General features: G+C 61.1%; 20 protein-coding genes. 2 read left to right on the forward strand and 18 right to left on the reverse strand.

Features of this window, described 5'->3' with window-relative positions:
• Window positions 1-127: 127 nt before the first annotated feature.
• The 18 genes from XpopCFBP1817_RS14210 to XpopCFBP1817_RS14290 all read right to left on the reverse strand — a co-directional run bounded on the left by XpopCFBP1817_RS14210 (window position 128) and on the right by XpopCFBP1817_RS14290 (window position 15,015).
• A complete protein-coding gene (locus tag XpopCFBP1817_RS14210) occupies window positions 128-577 on the reverse strand; it encodes a hypothetical protein (RefSeq protein ID WP_128417618.1) in 450 nt (149 codons plus the stop codon).
• A 151-nt stretch (window positions 578-728) separates the two neighbouring features.
• Complete coding sequence (locus XpopCFBP1817_RS14215) at window positions 729-968, reverse strand: hypothetical protein (RefSeq protein WP_128417619.1); 240 nt, start codon at window positions 966-968, stop codon at window positions 729-731.
• Between the two features lie 96 nt (window positions 969-1,064).
• Window positions 1,065-3,248, reverse strand: a complete 2,184-nt coding sequence (locus XpopCFBP1817_RS14220; RefSeq protein ID WP_128417620.1) for a DNA topoisomerase — start codon at window positions 3,246-3,248, stop codon at window positions 1,065-1,067.
• Window position 3,249: 1 nt separating this feature from the next.
• Window positions 3,250-3,498 (reverse strand): hypothetical protein, encoded by a 249-nt coding sequence (locus XpopCFBP1817_RS14225; protein ID WP_074059077.1) that lies wholly within the window; start codon window positions 3,496-3,498, stop codon window positions 3,250-3,252.
• A 76-nt stretch (window positions 3,499-3,574) separates the two neighbouring features.
• Window positions 3,575-3,814 (reverse strand): hypothetical protein, encoded by a 240-nt coding sequence (locus XpopCFBP1817_RS14230; protein WP_128417621.1) that lies wholly within the window; start codon window positions 3,812-3,814, stop codon window positions 3,575-3,577.
• Between the two features lie 10 nt (window positions 3,815-3,824).
• Window positions 3,825-4,133 carry a hypothetical protein gene (locus XpopCFBP1817_RS14235; RefSeq protein ID WP_230433578.1) on the reverse strand — a complete coding sequence of 103 codons (309 nt, stop codon included), beginning with the start codon at window positions 4,131-4,133 and terminating at the stop codon, window positions 3,825-3,827.
• Window positions 4,134-4,203: 70 nt separating this feature from the next.
• A complete protein-coding gene (locus tag XpopCFBP1817_RS23115) occupies window positions 4,204-4,488 on the reverse strand; it encodes a TrbI/VirB10 family protein (RefSeq protein WP_425479115.1) in 285 nt (94 codons plus the stop codon).
• A 19-nt stretch (window positions 4,489-4,507) separates the two neighbouring features.
• Window positions 4,508-5,548 carry a TraB/TrbI/VirB10 family type IV secretion system protein gene (locus XpopCFBP1817_RS14240; RefSeq protein ID WP_244171184.1) on the reverse strand — a complete coding sequence of 347 codons (1,041 nt, stop codon included), beginning with the start codon at window positions 5,546-5,548 and terminating at the stop codon, window positions 4,508-4,510.
• 15 nt (window positions 5,549-5,563) lie between these two features.
• The gene (gene trbG / locus XpopCFBP1817_RS14245; protein ID WP_128417622.1) at window positions 5,564-6,556 is read right to left on the reverse strand and encodes a P-type conjugative transfer protein TrbG; all 993 of its coding nucleotides are present in this window, start codon (window positions 6,554-6,556) and stop codon (window positions 5,564-5,566) included.
• A gap of 25 nt (window positions 6,557-6,581) precedes the next feature.
• Window positions 6,582-7,292 carry a conjugal transfer protein TrbF gene (trbF, locus tag XpopCFBP1817_RS14250; RefSeq protein ID WP_128417623.1) on the reverse strand — a complete coding sequence of 237 codons (711 nt, stop codon included), beginning with the start codon at window positions 7,290-7,292 and terminating at the stop codon, window positions 6,582-6,584.
• 6 nt (window positions 7,293-7,298) lie between these two features.
• Window positions 7,299-8,777 (reverse strand): P-type conjugative transfer protein TrbL, encoded by a 1,479-nt coding sequence (gene trbL / locus XpopCFBP1817_RS14255; protein ID WP_128417624.1) that lies wholly within the window; start codon window positions 8,775-8,777, stop codon window positions 7,299-7,301.
• A gap of 58 nt (window positions 8,778-8,835) precedes the next feature.
• Window positions 8,836-9,288 (reverse strand): hypothetical protein, encoded by a 453-nt coding sequence (locus tag XpopCFBP1817_RS14260; RefSeq protein WP_128417625.1) that lies wholly within the window; start codon window positions 9,286-9,288, stop codon window positions 8,836-8,838.
• A 268-nt stretch (window positions 9,289-9,556) separates the two neighbouring features.
• Window positions 9,557-10,342 (reverse strand): TrbJ/VirB5 family protein, encoded by a 786-nt coding sequence (locus tag XpopCFBP1817_RS14265; protein WP_128417626.1) that lies wholly within the window; start codon window positions 10,340-10,342, stop codon window positions 9,557-9,559.
• A gap of 19 nt (window positions 10,343-10,361) precedes the next feature.
• A complete protein-coding gene (locus XpopCFBP1817_RS14270) occupies window positions 10,362-12,932 on the reverse strand; it encodes a TraG/VirB4 family ATPase (protein WP_128417627.1) in 2,571 nt (856 codons plus the stop codon).
• Between the two features lie 66 nt (window positions 12,933-12,998).
• Window positions 12,999-13,232, reverse strand: a complete 234-nt coding sequence (locus XpopCFBP1817_RS14275; protein WP_074053070.1) for a VirB3 family type IV secretion system protein — start codon at window positions 13,230-13,232, stop codon at window positions 12,999-13,001.
• Window positions 13,233-13,267: 35 nt separating this feature from the next.
• On the reverse strand, window positions 13,268-13,588 hold the full coding sequence (locus tag XpopCFBP1817_RS14280; RefSeq protein ID WP_128417629.1) for a TrbC/VirB2 family type IV secretion system protein: 321 nt from the start codon (window positions 13,586-13,588) through the stop codon (window positions 13,268-13,270).
• Window positions 13,589-13,660: 72 nt separating this feature from the next.
• Entirely contained in the window at window positions 13,661-14,668 is a 1,008-nt protein-coding gene (locus XpopCFBP1817_RS14285) for an ATPase, T2SS/T4P/T4SS family (protein WP_046932106.1), read from the reverse strand.
• A gap of 89 nt (window positions 14,669-14,757) precedes the next feature.
• A complete protein-coding gene (locus XpopCFBP1817_RS14290) occupies window positions 14,758-15,015 on the reverse strand; it encodes a helix-turn-helix domain-containing protein (RefSeq protein WP_006448828.1) in 258 nt (85 codons plus the stop codon).
• 304 nt (window positions 15,016-15,319) lie between these two features.
• On the opposite strand from XpopCFBP1817_RS14290, the gene XpopCFBP1817_RS14295 reads away from it, so the two are divergent.
• Both XpopCFBP1817_RS14295 and XpopCFBP1817_RS14300 read left to right on the forward strand, forming a co-directional pair.
• Entirely contained in the window at window positions 15,320-15,655 is a 336-nt protein-coding gene (locus XpopCFBP1817_RS14295) for a type II toxin-antitoxin system RelE/ParE family toxin (RefSeq protein ID WP_128417628.1), read from the forward strand.
• Window positions 15,652-15,933 (forward strand): helix-turn-helix domain-containing protein, encoded by a 282-nt coding sequence (locus tag XpopCFBP1817_RS14300; protein ID WP_019238166.1) that lies wholly within the window; start codon window positions 15,652-15,654, stop codon window positions 15,931-15,933. Before XpopCFBP1817_RS14295 ends, XpopCFBP1817_RS14300 begins: the two co-directional genes overlap by 4 nt.
• Window positions 15,934-16,273: the final 340 nt, after the last annotated feature.

Here is a 16,273-nt window from a genome sequence, read left to right on the forward strand (position 1 = left end):
ATTAGGGCCGACTGGCGATGACGCGGCACGCGGCATCGGTGCGCAGCACCCCAAGCCGGTGACCGCTTGCGGTCACGCCCACGCCTGCAGCTGCGCAACGGTGTTCATGGTTCGCCCTGCATGTTGATCAAGTCGCAGATGTCTGCCACCAGAGACGGTAGCAACCGGGATCACCACAGGTACAGCCGTTGTGATCAATAGGGCTTGCCGGATAAGTCAGCGACGCGGCGAAACTCCACCCAGCATCGGTGCCGAACCAGAAATAGACGCCATAGTGGGCTGAGAAGTAGACCGGGCGATCTTTAACCACTGCAACAGGCGCGAGGTCGCTTTCAATGTCACAGTATTCTTCACTCACCTCCTGACGGTCGCCCACCAAAACGCTTGCGGATTCTTTTAGCACGTCCTCTCGCGTGGCGTTTTTCGGCAGTTGTGGGCCATCACAGGGCGCGTGCGGACGCGAAGTGCGGTAGCGCTGCCACTCGGGCAGCGGAAGGGCTTCTACATGCGCCCGAACAGCATCGAAGAAGGGACCGAAAGCATCTACACAATTCTGATATCCACTGTATGTGCTCATACGTTTCCTTGCTTCTTGCTCATTGGTTTGGGTATGCCGTCGCCAGCAGCATGTTGCAGCTGACACACCGGACGGTGGTGCTGACGGCCGGAACCGGTGGAAGCATGGGGGCATCGGCGATAGGTGTGTTGGTCATCGTGCAATCTCCAAGTCAGACAGCAGGGGGTGTGCTGGGCTGGCGGTTGCGCCAGCTCGCCAGCGTGGCGCGTGCGATTACGCGGCCCGTCAACGGGCCAAGGACGGCGAACAGCAGCGCAAATAACACGCGACCTACTGACCACTCGCCAGTGGTCACCATCGGATAGATCAAGGGCAATGACGCTAGCCAGCAGCCACCGGCCGCGATCATTCCCTTGAACAGCGCGACTGTCGGATGGCGTAAGAGCTTCATGCGCATTTTTGAGGTCACCCATTGGTGTGCAATGTATTTGCACAACAGATACTACCTAGTTGCATGCTTGCATGTAAGCATGCAACTAGGCCGCTATCACGCTTTGGCTTTCGCTTTTGGCTTCTTCGCGGCTTTGGTCGCCGTCTTCTTGGCTGGTGACGATTTCGCCTTTTTGGGCGCGTGCAGATCCAGGAATGCGCCCAGCTCGGCGCGTGTGCGCCGCTGCTCGTCGGTCAAGGTGACGCCCTTCTCAGCGGCCAGTTTCTCCGCGTAGGCCAGCTGCTTCGCGCTCGGGGGCAGGTTGCCGTAGGCAGCGCTGTGTGCGTCTAGAAACGCCTGTACGGCCGTGTGGGAGCTGCCCGCATTGGCGGGCAGCGGGACGCCCAGCTCCATCGCGATGAGCTGGGCATAGCGCAGCTGGCTTTCGCTGGGTAGGCGGTTGGCTGCGGCTTTGACGGCATCGCCGCGCACGGCGTCGATGATGCGGGTAACGTTGGCGGCGACCTTGGAAACGAACTCATCGCGCGCTTCCACGGGCACTAGGCCACGGCGCAGCTCGTCCAGCTTTTCCTCCCACAGCGCCGTAGTCGCAGCGTCTGTGATCGGGGCAGGCAGCATCGCAATCAGCTCGCGCGCCAGCGGCGTGCTGACGATGAATTTTCCCTTGGACTCCAGGTAGCCTCGCTCGCGCAGGTTCGTGATGATGGTCCCGCGCGTGGCGTCGGTACCTATGCCTGCGTTCTCTTTGAGGCGCTTGCGCACCTCCGGATTGGTGGCGAACTTGCCGACATCGAGCATGTCGGCAACTAGGTCGCCCTCGGTGTAGCGCTTAGGTGGGCGCGTCTTCTTCGGCCGCAATGCGGCCGCAGCGACTGTGCTGTGCGTGCCGTCCTTAATGTCCGGCAGCACTGGCGATGCCGTGTCGTCCTCGTCCTCGCTGTCCGGATCCGCGCCAAACACGGATTTCCAACCTTGATCGACGGGAATGCGAGCGCTGGCGGTGAATGCCACGCCGCCAGCTTCCAGCGTCATGCGTGTTTCGTTGAACGTGTAGTCCGGCAGCAGCGCAGCAAGGTAGTGCTGCGCGATCAGCAGATAGGCGGTCTGCTCGTCATCGCTGACCGTGCGACTGGCGAGCGGCACGCCCGTGGGGACGATGGCATGGTGTTCTGCGTGGTCTTTTGCCATCTTGGCGCTGTTGAACACGCTTGGCCGGATGGTGGGTTTGTTGACGGTCAATGCCGCCACGTGTCGCGCCAGGCCGGGCACCTGAGCGAGGGTTTCTAGGATGCTCGGAATCTGCACCTCTTGCTCATTGGGCAACAGCGCGCACGGGGTGCGCGGGTAGCTGGTCAGCTCCTTGTCGTACAGGCTCTGCGCAACGTCCAGGGTCTTATCGGCACTCCACCCGAACCGCCGCGAGGCCAGCTGCTGAAAGCGGGCAAGCGTCATCAGTGAGGGAGGTTTCTGCGCTTTGGCGTCGTGGGTGACAGCGAGCGGGCCGCTGGCTCCGGTGGCAGCCGCAACGATGGCTTCGGCTTCGGCGCGGGCGAAGATCCGGCCCTCATCCACTGGCGCATGCGTCAACACCACACTGGCGCCGAGCGCTGTTTGCGCGGTGATTTCGATGTCGTAGTAGGTCGCTTCGCGGAACGCCTCGATGGCCGCATCACGGCGCACGACCAGGGCGAGGGTGGGGGACATCACGCGCCCCACATGGCGCGGCCCTTTCCCGCCAGCGGCACGGGATCGCAGCGTGTAGGCGCGGCTGAGATTCATGCCCATGAGCCAGTCGGCGCGCGAGCGTGCCTGGCTTGCCCAATACAGCGGCTCGCTACTTTCGCCTGGTCTCATAGTGGCGATGGCCTTGGTGAGGCTTGTCGCATCGAGCGCGGAGTACCACAGCCGGCGCACCGGGCCTCGATAGCCCGCGTGGTCCAGCAGCTCACGGGCAATTGCCTCGCCCTCGGCTCCGCAGTCGGTGGCGATGACAATTTCCGATGCCTTGGGAATGTTGGCCAGCAGCACGGCCCGCTCACGCTCCTTGTCAGCAGTCGGCTTGTGCTTCCAGGTGCTGGGGATCATTGGTAGCACGTCAAAATTCCATGCTTCCCACGCTTTGTCGTATCCCGGTGGGGCCACTTGCTCCAGGAGGTGGCCACGTGCCCACGTGACCCGACCATCGTCGGTATCGATGTAGCCCTGACCAGGTTTCGGGTTGCCCAGCAGCGGGGCAATGTTCTTGGCCTGGTCGCGTTTCTCGCAGATCCATAGACGCATGTCATCGCTCCGGGTCGTTGGCGGCGGTGTCGTTGTCGGCTGGCTTGTCGGTTGGCAACAGCAGCCAAAACATCGCCAGCGAGAGGAACCCGATAGCGACAGCCGCAGCGGGCAGTGACAGCCAGAAAAATACGATGGCGGCGAGCATGCCGACGATCACGATGCTGGCGCGGGCTGGGCGTGACCACTGCGACATGGCGTAGAGCGTTTCGCCGATGCGATATCCCAGACTCTTTTCGGGTGTGTTCATGAGCTAACTCCGGCGGGTTGTTGCGTGCGACCGCACCGAGTGGGCGGCCGCACGAACAGATGGCGTCACAGTGCGGTCATGCGGCCGGCTTGGCTTGCTCGGCGATGTACTTGGCGAACTCGCGATTGCGCTCTAGCGCATGGTCGATCAGCGCAACGGCTGCATCGTTCCAATCCGGCTTTGCGCCAGCGGTTTGCGCGTAGAAGTCGCAGAAGGCGTCAACGCGCTTGACTAACGCTGGGTCGAATTGCAGTCGCTTGGTGACACGTTCGGTTTTGACGGGGATTTTCGGCAGTGCCGATGTTTGACGGGCCATGTGGTTGTTCCTAGAGCGGGTAGCGATTGGCTACGGCGGTGGTGATGACGACGCTGATCGTGACGCCTAGTTTTTTGGCGTATTTGCTCACGCCGTTGTGGATGGGAACAGAGAGATGAAAGCGCAGACGTTCTCGATCTAACTTGCGGTAGATCCCGCCCGCGACCAGGGTCGTGGGTTGCAGCAGAAATTCTTCCATGAGGTGTTGCATAAACATGCGTCGGCTGAGTCCGGCGCGCTGTGCATCGCGGTCAATCGCTTTCATCTGCTTAGGGGCCACGTTCGCGACAACTTGTCGCCGAGCGGCTTTTGCAGGCATAGCTTTTGGCTCCGTTGGGTGGTTGGTAAAGCCCTCGGAGTTTATCGATATTGCACACGTTAGATCGCGATCACGGGCCATAGGGCGGCAGCGCCAAGTCTTTGTTGACCATCACCGCGACCCTTTGGCCCGGCCTGATTTCAAGTGTCGGTTGGATATTGATGCTGCGCTGAAGCAGCTGTGCGCCGGCCTGGTTGATTGACTGCGCCGCGCCTTGGGACGCGGCTTGACCGGCGTCACGCTGGAAAGAGGAGAAGCTATCGCCCTCGGCGGTGGCAACGGCTGCAGCAACCGTGCTGGACAGCAAGACGCTAGACAGCACCTTGCCCCAGTGATTGTTCACTTTGTCGCTCACGCCAGCGTAGCCGGATAGGTCAACGCCGGGCATGCCTTCCAGGTCGAGACTGGACCCGTTCGGTAAAGCGCAACCGCTGCCACACCAGCAATACGCGGTTCTGTCCGAAGGTGACGCGCGAATCGTATGCGCCGATCAGCACTGAACCTTGCGGGATGATCACGTACCGGCCGGTCGGGGTGTCGTAGACCGGCTGTGACACCTGGGCGGTGATCAGGCCGGGTAGATCGCTATTGATGCCGGTCAGGAACAGGGCAGGGATCAGCACGCCGGCACTGACGACGGTCGGCGTTGCTGGCGGTGTCAGACGCGATTGCAACGTGCCTGTATCGCGCTTTTCGTCCATGAACTGGCGCTTGTCGTCCTGTCGGTTTGCGTCATCGCGACCGGTCTTGTCGCCGCCGTTGGCGCCTGCAGCTGCCGCCGCTGCTTGGGCAAGCATCTGCTGCTGCAGAGCATCGGGCGCTTCGGGCGGCATCCCACCGAACGCCTGCGGCCTCATGTTGCCGGCCTGACTTGGTGCACCTCCCTGCTGGAAGCTGGTTTTCGCGTAGCGGGCGTTGGCAGCCTGCTGCAGGCGCTGTAGATCCTGCTGCGCGGCGAACTGCTGCGCGGCTGTCTGGGGCGGTGCACGACCGCCGCCGTAGGCGCGCGTTTCGGCTTGCTGCTGGGCCTCGTATTGCATTTGCCCGACCTCGCCCGGCATCGGTGGCCCCAGCTTCGGGGCACGCTCTGCACGTTGCTGTGCGGCCGTGGCGTAATCGCCCGGCAGCGCATTGAACGCCTCGGGCTTGGTCGCCATGTTCGTGGTCGGCGGCTGATCCTTAGCTTTGTTCTGGTTGGGCTTTTGCGTGAAAGCCTGGACGAACGCCAATGCGATCAGCACGCCCGCGATGCCGGCGATGATGCCAACCTTCTTCTTGTCCAAACTCTTGATCTTCGGCTTCGGCGTGCCCAAGGGAATGGGCGCGTCCTGCGGCGGCGTGTAGCCCCGCGAGGCTGACTCGCCAGTAACAGGATCGCGTTCGTCGTCAGCCGGGGTTCCGTTCGTGGTCTGCATGCGGCACCTGTTTGATTAGCGACGGCGGATCGTGATGGTCTGCTTAGCACCGACGCGCAGCTCTGCGCGATCGAACACGCGATCCACCATGTAGGTCGGGCCGGTAGTGCCGTTCGCCACACCCTTGACGCGGTAGTTGACCAGCAGCGGTTCGCCCTTCTCGATCAGGAACAGGGCCGGGGCGTCGGTCGCATTGAGCGTGGCCGGCATGCGGATATAGGTCTGCGCACCGTCGTCAAAGACCTGCATGGGCTTCCAGGAATAGCGGCCGCCCTTGATGTCGTAATTGAAGTGAAGCGCATCCGGGGCCACGGCCACCGGCTCGACCGCTTCGCGCTTGGCCGCGACGGCTTGCTTCGCTTTCCAGGTGTCCATCGGGTACTGCCATGACACACTCGGCATGCTCCAATCGGCCACGCTGCGCGCAGTGACCAGGTAGGTGCGACGATTGGTGGCAATGAACAGGTCGTTGGTCAGACCTGGCTCCACGGCTTTGAGTACCAGGTGCACTTGCTCGCCGGCATCGGTGCCGCTGGTGACCTGGCTAATCAGCCACCGCACAGTGTCCGAGCCATTGACCTCGCCCGTCAGCTGTTCGCCGGGCTGGAAGTCGATCACGGTCTGACGGCCTGCGCCGACATAGATCGTGTAAAGCGCACCAGGCCGGTAGGTGAAGATTGTTTGACCGCCGACGTTCGCCGTGCTGCTGCTCGTTGGCACCTGGCGCGCCTGGCCGACGTACTCGGCCACTTGGGCGCGCTGCTTGCTGTCGAAGTCCGACCGCGCTTTGGCGACACGGGGAGACAGCCGCTCTGGCTGCGCGGGTGGTGGCACATATGCCGGCGTAGACGTGGCTGCGCTGTCTGGCAACGGGTTCGCATTGGCAGTGGCTGTAGCGTTGTCATTGAGCGCGCTGGTGATGGCAGGCACTTGGGGTGCAGTCTGCGCGTTGGCAGCGCCGGCAGTCAGCAGTAACAGGGGCAGGATGTGCGTCTTCATGGTTTGCATAGTGTTTGCACTCGTAGGCGAAAAATTAGGGGGCGCTACCGATGTCGCGCTGCCAATTGAAGTCAGTGATGAACAAGCCAAGCGGGTTCACCAGCTCGACCTTGGGGTCGGGCGTGCTTTGCTTGATGGTGAACGTGGAGGTCCACGTCGCCCGCTCTTTGACCTGGCCCTGGTCGGTGAAGCTCGTTTCCACCCACCGCACCTGGTAGCTGTCGGCCGACACGGGCACCACGGAGGTGACTTGCGTGGTGACGGTTTCTTGGCCGACCTTGCTCATGGTCGAACCCGGCACGCGGGCTTCGGCATTGAGCTTGTTTGCTGAGGCCGGGGTCATGAAGCTGTAGGCCTCGCTCCATGCCGACTTCACAACCACCGGATCAAGCGGGACGGTGCGAACTAGCTCGACCCAATGTTTGAGGAAGTAGCGAATCTCGGCTTGGCCGGGCGTGTAGTTGGGACTCGCATAGCCCACGACCTGGGGGGCGCCATCGGTGTTGATGCGCGCAATGAGTGGCTTCGGCGGTGGCCGATTGGTCACGGCAATGAGTCCACCGGCCAGCACGACCGACAACGCATAGCCGCCGAGTGCTTGCCAGCGCCATGCGCGCTTGTCGCTTTCCGATTTCTCAAGTTTGTCTGTCCAGCCCTTGCGCGCTGAATCGTGGTGTGGGGACATCGGCGCCGAGCTGGGACGCTGGCCGACGGGCGTTTGCAGTAGGTCTTTGGTGCTGCTCATGCGTTGTTAGCTCTCGTCGTTTGTTGGGGCAATCGTCGGGTTCCCACTACCGCCACTGCTGGTGGTTGTGGCTCCTTTCACAGCCGTGGTTGTTGCTTTGGCGACCGTTGCTGCGTCGCTGAATCGCTGCCTGCCCGCTTCCAGCCGTTCCGGCGATGGCGTGGGCGGCGCAGGCGGTGACGATGCGGTCGGGGAAAGACCGCCGCCCATCGTCACGCCCTGCGACCAGGCATCTTTCACGGCAGCGCCGGCATTGGTGACTGGCGAAGCGGCCATTCGGCCCGCTTGGGTCACACCGGCTGCGGCGTAGCTGGCACCAGCTGACACACCGCGATCGATGTTGGCGGCGGCAGCTGACCCGAACTTCATAGCGGCCTGGCCTAGCCGGGTGCTTGCGGCACGTTGAAGTCCAGCCGCTGCGGCTTGGCCGGCCGGCGTGGTGCTTGCGGCCATCAGCCCAGCAATTACGCCACCACGCACACCCGGATTACTCAGTGCGGCCGCACCAGCTCCTGTGCTGTTGGCGGCGGCGGCACTGCCAGCGCCGTGGATCTGCCCAGCGGCGGTGATGGTCTTGGCCGCACTGGCTGCGCCCATGCGTCCGAGAGCGGCCGCACCAACGCCAGCACCGATTGCAGCTGCGCCGGCACCGATTGCCACGCCGGCCGCACTGCCGGCGGTCAATGACGGCGAGCCTGAGAGCAACCCGCCCGCCACTGCCGGGGCATGCACCGCGATGATTGCCATAACGAACGCAGAGCCGGCTAACAGCCATGTATCCATTGGCGCTGGTCCTGGGCTTAGGGTGAACGTGTTAAGCACCCCCCCGTAGACGGCAATGATGAAGCTCAGGACCATCAGTTTGACGCCCTGTGCAATCACTGCACCGATGGCTTTTTCCGCAAGAAACGCGGTGTGGTTGCTCACTCCCCACGGCACCAGGATTAGGCCTAATACCGCCACCAGCGCGAACTCAATTTGTGTGAGCAAACAGGTGATCGCCAAGATGAAGAACGCGACCAGCACACACAGCTCCGCAATCGTGTATTGAATCACCACCGCCAATACGGCAATTTTCTGATACCACGGCCCTTTTTGGATGTGCGCCATTTCGTCCTCGATTGGCTTGATGACAGCCATTGCCTGCTCGAGGATGCGGCTAGGATCTTTGACCAATGGCGCGCCTGAGCCACCGCCAGCGAGGGAGCCGATTTGTGCGAGGCCGCTAGCGACGCCTTCCGTCAATGTCGGCCACGACGCCACCAAGAAGGCAAAGAAGCCGATCCGCAATAGCTTGCGAAGGAATGGCGCGGTGAAGTCCTCACCGCGCAATGCCCAGAAAAGCGACGCCAGCGCAACCTCTATGGCGGCTAAGGTACCCAGGATTGCCGACGCGCGCGGCGTAATAATGCCGAACCCGTTTGAAAACACAGCTACGAAATTGTTGAGTAGCGCGGTCAGGAATCCGGTGGTGGTCGGGTCCATTACTGCCTCCTTTTAAGGCTAGAAGCTCGTCTTTGCAGCAGGCACAGTGGACTCCTGCTCACTTGAGGAAATCGACCTTGGCGGGAGGCACAGTGGACTTCTCGTAGGCACGACTGCGCGGCATCCCGACGCAATTTCCATACGCGCTGCAAGTCCCCAACTTGCTCCTTGCATCGCCGCCCGCACCCTTGCCGTATGCGGCATCGATCTGGTCTGAACATGCCTGATCAAAAGTCTCGAGTCTCTTGCACTTGTCCGGCAAACCTAATTTCTCGACGATCGGAATTGGTTGATCGCCGGGAATCGTGGCTGTAGCGAAGACACTGCCAGGAACTTGAGCGGTACGATCGCCGCCGCAGCCGGCGAGGGCCGCAGTAGCAAGCACGAGGGAGGCACGAACGCGACCGTTCACCACCACTCCCCAATTGGCTTGGCCGGCTTCACAGTCGATGGCGCGAAAGCGTCGGAACGCTTTTGTTTGCCGGCGGGCTGGCTTGGTGCAGGAGGGCATGCACGTTGAGCCGCGTCCCCATAAGCATTCGCCAGGACCAGCCGAGTCTTTAAATTGCTGCCTGCGCTCTTCCCGTAGGTGCGGTCGATCAACGCCCTGCATTCCTCATCAAACAGTAAATCGCATCCGCATTTGGCAGGTACGGTCTTGGGGAGTACTTCTGGAGCTTCACAGGTCAAAGTCTGTTCACAGGACTTTCCCGCAGGTTGCGCTGTGCAGCCTGCGAGGCTGACAGCAGCAAGCACGAGGGCGGCTAGGACGCGGGCGCTCACCACCACTCTCCAATTGGCTTTGCAGCTGGTTGGGTAGATTTCTGGAAGGCTTTTTCGTTGCGATGGGCGTTATCGATGTTCCGCTGCGTTACGCGATCGCCCGCCATCTGCCGAGCCTGTTCCTCAAGGATGGCCTGGTTCATGGAAGCGGTCTGTGCGTTGAGCTTCATCATTTCCTGCCCGACCAGCATGTTGATCTGGTTGCCGGCCTGCGTGGCTGCGAGCGCACCAGTCGCTGACTGCGAAGCCTGGCCCATCGTCTCGAACTGCTGGTTGGTGCTGTCCAGGGTGTCCAGGACGGCGGCGCCGCTGTAGAGGGCGTCCTCTACGTTCTCGCGGCCCTGCGATTGCCACTGATCGACCATCGCGGAAAGCTGCTGAAAGGTCGCGTCATTGGTCACTTGGGGATAGCGCTGGGCGAACATGTCGCGCGTGTTCTGCAACTTCGCCATGCTCCCGCGCAGCTGATTGATGCTCTGCTTGTAGGAGTTGTAAACCTGCTGGTACTCGCCAAACACGTTGCGCGGCAGCGAGGCGAGATTGCGCCCCTCGTTGGCAACCTGTTGGATCTGCAAGTTCCATTGATCTATCTGGGTCTTGTATTGCTGCACCTGCTTGGCGTAAGCCGAGATCTCCTGACTCTGCTGCAACAGCTGGGTCACTAGGTTGCTGCAATTGGCACACACAATCGCTTGCGCCGGGGGGGCATAGACGGCGGAGCCGCCGGCAACTGCTAAGCCGATGGCGACGGTCAGTGCGGCGGTGACGCGACGAATTTTCATAGCGTTCTCCATGCTGGGTTTAGGCTTGGATGGTGGTGTTGCTGGATGGTGCGGGACTGCTATCAACCGAGCGCACGAAGTCGAGCGCCCATTGCAGGGGCGAAGCCGTGAGCTGGCTCGCGGGTTTGCTCACTTGCGCCTGGTCGTGCTTGTTGACCAGCTGCGCTAAATACGCTTCGTTGAATTCTCTGGTGGTGCTGGTGGCGTTGCGGATGGCAATGGCTTCGCGCTGCGCCTCTTTTCCAGTAGCGCCGCAAACGGCCAGTGCCAACGGACCCATGCCCAGTGAAAAAAGCCGATTGCCCTGCGGGCTGGTCAGGTAGTAGTCGCGTTTGGGCGTGCTGCTGGCAAGGATGTCCAGCTGCTTTTCGTTCAAACCGAACATCCGGTAGAACTTGGCCACCTCGTCGTTTCGGGCGCTGCTGTTGGGCAGGAAGATCTTGGTCATGCATGCCTCGATGAGCGTCGGCATGATCTTGGATTGCGCCACGTCGGCCAAACTCTGCGTGGCAAACCACACCGCAACGTTGGCCTTGCGCAGCACCTTGAGCCATTCGCGGATCTTTGCCGAAAACGCTGGGTGGTCGAGGAACAGCCATGCTTCATCGAGCACCAGGAGGCTCGGCCGCTTCGCGTCGAAGCGCTGCTCCAAGCGGTGAAACAGGTAGGTCAACACCGGCATGACCACCTGGGGGGTGTTCATCAATTCTTCCATTTCAAACGCGAGCCAGCTGCCCAGCGACACGTCGTCGTGCGTTGCATCCAGCAGATAGCCGTGCGCCCCGTCCACCGTGAACGGGTGCAAGGCCTGCTTTATGTCTGGATCTTGCACCAGCACGGTAAAGCCTGAAATGGTGCGTTGCTCGACCGGGCTGTCGTCTGCGCCCAGCTCGTTGAGCGCATCCCAGATGGCGCGCTTACGCTGCGGCGTCATATCGACGCCTTCGCCCACGATGATGTCAATCAGCCATTCTTGCGCCCATGCCCGCTCCTGGTCGTTGTCCACGTGGGCCAGCGGCTGAAACGCCGGGCTGCTGTCACCGCCTAAGTCGTAGAAGCGGCCACCCACGTGATCGGTGGTAATGCGGGAGCTGCCGCCCTTGTCGAAGATGTAGACCTGCGCGGTTTCATAGCGACGGAACTGTGTCTCTCCCAAATTGAGTAGCACCGACTTGCCGGCACCGGTCGGGCCGATGACCATCGCGTGCCCTACGTCGCCCACATACGTACTGAAGCGGAACGGCGTCGTCTCCCCAGTGACCACGAACATGTGCGGCGGGGCGTGGTCCAGATTCTGGTTGCCGGGGAATAGATCGTTCTGGCAATAGCGCGGCCCGGCCCACACGCTGGAACTCGGCATGGCATGGGCGAGGTTGAGGGTGGACACCATCGGCCGGCGGATATTGTGCTGGGCGTTGCCTGGCACCGCGCCCAAAAACGCGTCAATGGCATTGCCATCGCGGGCTTCGTCAATGGTCACAAAGCCTAGGCCATTGATTTCGCGCTCGACCGCGCGCAGCTTGGCTTCCAACCTTCGCCGATCCGTATCAAGCACGATCAGCGATTGGGTGAAGTAGCCATAGCCCACCGCCTCGGCCGCGATTTCCTGCATCGCCGCATTGGCGTCGGCCGCGTTGGCGAGGGCTTCGGGGTTTTCCAGCGCTGACTCTGACTTGCTCACTAGCTCCTTGAGAATGACCATGAAGGACTTGCGGCCACTGAACCACTCGCGCTGGATCTTCTTCATTTCCTTATCGGCCGTGGCCTTGTCCAAGGCCACCCAGCGCGTCACCCACCGGTAGGCCATGCCCATCCGGTTCAAGCGATCCAGAATGCCGGGGATGGTCTGCGTCGGGAACTGACGCACGGTGATGATGCCCAAGTGGTGTTTGCCCAGCTTCGGTTCTTTGCCCCCGATCAGCGGGGTGTCGGGCAGCACGCGGCAAAGCTCTTGGGACACGTCACCAGGTACAACCGGGTGACGTTTGGTGCTGATTGTGTCGTGCAGGTAGGTCAGCAGCTCGGAGTCATCGAGCGCATGCACCTCGGGCAGGATGGCCGAGAAGGCTTCCAGGAGCCGAACGCGCTCCACCTCGAACTTGTCGAGCCAATCGTTGATTGTCTGCCGGTCGCGGTTGGCCGCACTCTTGCGCTGCCCGTCCGGGTCCGTGAAGAACCAAGCGCGGGCTGTACTTTCCCGTGCCTTGGGCGGCAACCATCCGAGTGTGAAGTAATACGTGGTCTCAAAGTGCACGCCGGTCTCGGCGATCGTGCGGCGCTCTTCATCGATCAGATACGACATCGGATCGGGGAAGTGTTCGCCGCTGGGATAGTTGGTGCTGGGTGCACGCGGTGCGTCGATCTGGAAATACCAGCCGTCGCCAAGGCGGCGGAACAGGTTGTTCATCTGAGCCGACACGGCAATCAGTTCGTGCTTGGTGGCCGAATCGAGGTCTGGCCCGCGATAGCGCAGCGTTGTGATCAACGAGGCATTGCGGTTAAGCACCACACCGGGGGCGACCAGATACGCCCACGGCAGAACATCGCCAATGTCGGTGGGTTCGTTGCTGTATTTCGGAAGTCGCTGCATGGGTTGGCCTTCACTGGATGCCGCCGGTCAGTGGTCCGCCCTTGCGGATCACTGACCGGTAGCCCGCTATGCGCGGTAGTGGTTTTTCAAGCGGAGCGCGCGTTTCAACGCCTCCGGCCATTGCGTGTCGTACTTGGTCAGTAGAACCAGGCCGATGTGGATGACCATGTAGAACGGCAAGCTCCACCACGATTGCAGGCCAAGCACGAGGGCTGCAGCCGTCGTGAACGCGACAACGGCCATGTCGCGCGGAATACCTACAAGAAGCCTGGGTGTGGACAGTGCGCGGTGTACCGGCACCTCATAGCCATCTGGGTTGGTTTGTTCGTCCACGATCAGAACACCGCGCCGCCGCCGAAGCCAAGGAAGCTGAGGAAGAACGTGCTTGCGCTGAAGGCAACCGACAAGCCGAGTAGGACCGCCATCAGCTTTTTCATCCCGGAGCCTCCTTCCGAGTTCGCCATCCCGAGACCACAGACAACGATGGAGATCACCCCAATCGCCTTGGCGACGGGACCGGTGATGCTATTCAAAATCTTATCTAGCCAGTCTTCCCACGGCATGCCGGTGCCGCTTGCGTAGGCGGCGGCCGGCAACAAGAAAAACGCCAGCGTGAGCAGCTGGAGAGTGCGAGTGTTGCGGAGCTTCATCGTCATGTCCTGCGTTGGGGGAAAGTTCTTTTTTTTTACGTAGTGTGTATACATCTAGCACACCAAGCAGCGGCCCGGTCATTCGGCTGACAGAAGCTTGTAGACGTACCCTTCTGGCGTCTGCTCGACGCCCTTGACGCGCAGCACTTCACGCACGCGCCGCACCGCCTTGCGGCCCTCATCGTCGTCTACCGTCTCGAAACCGATGCTCACGATGATCTGCACCGTGCGGGCGATCTTGCGCGGAACCGGCAAGAACCCGCCTTGCACGAGCAAATCCTCGATGCGCTCCAATGCTTCGTTGGCGCTGTTGGCGTGGATGGTGCATAGCCCGCCGGGATGGCCGGTGTTCCAGGCATCGAGCATGTCCATGACCTCCGGGCCACGCACCTCGCCGACGATCAGACGGTCTGGTGTCATACGCAGCGTATCGCGCAACAGGTGCGTCATGCTGCGGGTGATCTGGTCGCGATTCCGCACGGTGCGCAAGCGCACGACTTCATCAGCTTCCACGCGCAGTTCTAGCGTGTCTTCCAGTGTGATCACCCGCCCGGTGATGCGGCCCATTTCGTACAGGACGGCATTGGCAAAGGTGGTTTTCCCTGTGTGGCTGCCGCCGACGATCACGATGTTGTCGCGGTCATGAACCGCCTTGACGATGACATCCCGTTGTCGCTGGGTGAGCTGCCCGTTGGTCACATAGTCGTCCAGCGTAAGCCGCAGATTGGACTTCTTGCGGATCACAAACGTCGGGCCATCGGGTGATTCCGGCGGCAGTACTGCATGGAAGCGATAGCCTGTTTCTGGCAGCTCGGCCGGAAAGCTCGGGTTGTCCTTATCGGCAATCTCGCCGACGTGATCGGCCACGATCTTGATCACGCGCATGCGCGTGATCACATCCAGGGTGTGGTCGTGGCAAATCCGGCGACCGTCCTTGGCGTACCACAGCCGGCCATCGGGGTTGACGCGCACTTCTTCAACGGCCGGATCGTCCAGCAGCTCGCCGATGGCACCGCCGAGCGCGGACTTCATCATGTCCAGCAGCCGGCTATGGCGGGTGGTGGGTGGGGAGACCGATGCGTGCATTTATTGTGCTTGAACCACAGATGACATACTCAATAATATCATTATGGTTTCAAAGTCACCTTCTCGGGCCATTAAAAATGTGACGAGCGCTACGGTACGAGAAGCTTCCATAAAGGAACACCGACACACTTGGCTAAGACGGCCATGCTGTCGAGGTTAGGTGCCGATTTCCCCGTTTCTACTGCGCTTATCCACGCTTGAGTGAACCCTGTCCTATCTCTTATGCCACGTTGACTGAGCTTCGCTGCTTTTCGAGCCTGGCGGAATTTGCGTGCAAAAATCAGCCTCTCCACTGGCACCGGCTTGGGATCTTGGTGGCTGTCAGCAGCACGCGGTCGGCCTGGCATTCGGTGCAGTACCTCTGTGGTGGATAGAACATGGCACCACCGATTTGGCCAGTCGGCGCTAGCACTGGATTTTAGCAAAATGCCCTACTGTCTCAGACAGAGGGCTTGCGCTGCGGATGCGAAGCGCTGTTGTGCGCGTAGCGCACGGTGACCGCTCTCCAACGTCCGTCCCCGAAGCCGGCAGCCCTTCCAGGGTCATGCCCTTCTCCGAAGTCCGGCTAATGACTCCCTGCCGACCCCCTAGATTCAGCGTGCCGGGCAGGGGAGGCTTGCCAGCCTATACAAAATTTTGTATAGTATTTGGATGGCTGACAAACCTGTCGAGTTCCGGGCCGGTGCCCTTGATGATCTGCGCGCTTTCCCCGCCTCGGCACGGCGCGAGGCCGGCTATCAGCTTGACCAGGTGCAAAGCGGTCGCGAGCCCGACGATTGGAAGCCAATGCCGACCGTCGGTCAGAGCGTCCAAGAGATTCGGATTCGGGATGCTGCAGGAGCATTCCGGATCATCTACGTGGCGAAGTTCTCCGATGCAGTCTACGTCCTGCATTGCTTCCAAAAGAAGATGCAGAAGACCAGTAAAGCGGATTTGGACCTAGCCGAGAAACGCTATCGAGATTTGGTGAAGGAGTTAAGCCGATGACTAATGAACGCTTTGCCAGCGTGTGGGACGCGATCGAAGACACCCCCCCGCAGGCTGAAAACATGAAGCTGCGATCGGCGCTCATGATGGCGCTGAAGGATCACATTGCACGCGAAGGATTGAGCCAGTCCCAGGCGGCCAAGGTCTTCGGCGTGACGCAACCGCGCGTGTCGGATCTGATGCGCGGCAAGATCGATCTGTTCAGTCTGGATACGCTGGTGAACATGCTGGCTGCTGCGGATCTGCACATCGAAATGCGAGTGCTGGAAGCGGCCTAGGCAACTTGTCAGAAACAAACAAGCCCGCTAACGAGCGGGCTTTTTATTGGGCACCAAAAGGAAAACTGTCAGTGTCCGATACGGCCTTGCCGCACTCGGTGGTCTGCCGCAGCGAGGGCATTCGGCGTGTGCCGTCATCCTGACCGCGCTCTGGCTCTGTGTGCGCGTAGCGCACGGTGACCGCTCTTAAACGCAGACCACCCGAAGCCGGCAGCCCTTCCAGGGCAATGCCTTGCTCGAAGTCCGGCTAATGATTCCCTGCCGATCTGCTGTTGAGCGCTCTACTGACTGTGCTTTCAACCATAGGTTGACTGGATGGACTGACAATTAAACAGGACAA

Origin of the sequence: Xanthomonas populi, from assembly GCF_002940065.1 — a bacterium.
GTDB classification, from domain to species: Bacteria; Pseudomonadota; Gammaproteobacteria; order Xanthomonadales; family Xanthomonadaceae; genus Xanthomonas; species Xanthomonas populi.